1 protein-coding gene is annotated in these 1654 nt (G+C 37.2%); it reads left to right on the top strand.

Going from position 1 to position 1654, the window contains the following annotated elements:
• Positions 1–487: 487 nt before the first annotated feature.
• Positions 488–1501: an IS110 family RNA-guided transposase gene (locus BLW16_RS22855; protein ID WP_175470695.1), complete on the top strand. Its 1014-nt coding sequence runs from the start codon at positions 488–490 to the stop codon at positions 1499–1501.
• Positions 1502–1654 lie beyond the last annotated feature (153 nt).

Here is a 1654-nt window from a genome sequence, read left to right as displayed (position 1 = left end):
ACTCATACTTTAGCAGAGTAATACCAAAGATGAATTGATGAGTACCGAACACAAACATGCAGCACGTTTATATGTATGCAAAGCAAGATTGTACCTCATTCTTTAAGCCTATTACCAAAAGATAGATGTAGAGTACCGAACATTAACATGCAGCATTTTATACAGGTATGCAAAGCGAGATTTTACCTCATCTATTTTTTAACGTTTATTACCAGGTTCTTACAACCTGGGTAATAAACGGATTCTTGTAACGTATTGTAGTTAGATAAGATATTGATATAGAGAGAAAAAGACAGAAGAGCATCAGCACAACCAGCGGCGTCATTGATCAATGGGGTACGCTTGAGCGAGACCGTACCTTTGTCTGGATCTTTATCCATGAGTCTCAATAGTATTTTAAGCCGGAGATTTCGCTCTGAGCCTGTGTAGTATATGAGTATAGACTATGGGATATCTCTCTCTGCTTCAATTTAAAATGAGAAAGCTTATGAGTACAAAAACAACATTGAAACAGTGTCTGGGTATTGATGTATCCATGAAAAAAATTGATTGCTGCCTGTCTTTTTACACCGTGGACTTAAAGATCAAAGTGGTGTCCACAGTTGGGTTTGAAAACCACGACAAGGGCTTTTTAAAACTTCAGGAGTGGATAGACAAGAAAAAGGATGATAGCATTAACTTAATGGTAAACATGGAAGCTACAGGTACCTATCATGAAGAAGCAGCTTATTTTTTGTATGATCAAGGATACAATGTGAGCGTTATTCAACCTACTAAAGGAAAACAATATGCCAGGAGTCTGGATGAAAAGAACAAAACAGATAAAATCGATGCTAAAATGCTTTCCAGAATGGGACTGGAAAGAGAACTTTTTCCCTGGAACCGCCCCAATGAAAAGCTACGCATCTTAAAAAGATTGAGCAGAGAGCGAATTGGCCTGATCAGAGACAGAAACGCAATGACTAACCAGTTACATGCCTTGAAACACTCCCATGATGCCTTTCAGGATACAGTAGATCGGCTAAAAGACCGGATTGAATTAGCTTCCAAACAACTTGTTCAGATAGAGGAACAAATGCATCAAGAGATTGAGAGTGAGGTTTTCCTGTTAGAGAAAATCAAACATGTAATCACAATTCCAGGAATCAATTTTATCACTGCGGTAGCAGTTATTTCTGAAACAGATGGATTTGCAAATATCACTAACAGAAGGCAGTTGGTAAGTTATGTAGGTCTAGATGTAGTTATTAAAGAATCAGGAACACTCAGTTGGCGGCCACATATATCCAAACGCGGGAACGCCTATATCAGGGCGGCACTTTATATGTCTGCCGTCTGTTCCATTATTCACAATAAAGTTTTAAAGAAGTATTTTAACAGGTTAAAAGACAATGGAAAACCGGGAAAGACTGGAATTGTGGCACTTGAGAGGAAACTTCTCGTGTTGATTTATACCCTATTTAAAAATGATAAAGATTATTTGCTGAATTACAGCAACTGAGATATTAAAATGGTAAGATCTTTTAAGATAGTAGCCCGAATAAACGGGCTACGGTAGATGGTCTTTGCCAAAAATTAGCGACATAACCTCTGTATTGACAAATATAATACTTGAAAAAAGATACTCCAAAATTTGCTTTTTATAATAGTATCT

Source organism: Pedobacter hartonius (assembly GCF_900107535.1).
Lineage (GTDB): Bacteria > Bacteroidota > Bacteroidia > Sphingobacteriales > Sphingobacteriaceae > Pedobacter > Pedobacter hartonius.
Note: the sequence above shows the minus strand (reverse complement) of the source record. Positions and strands in the feature narration are given on the sequence as shown.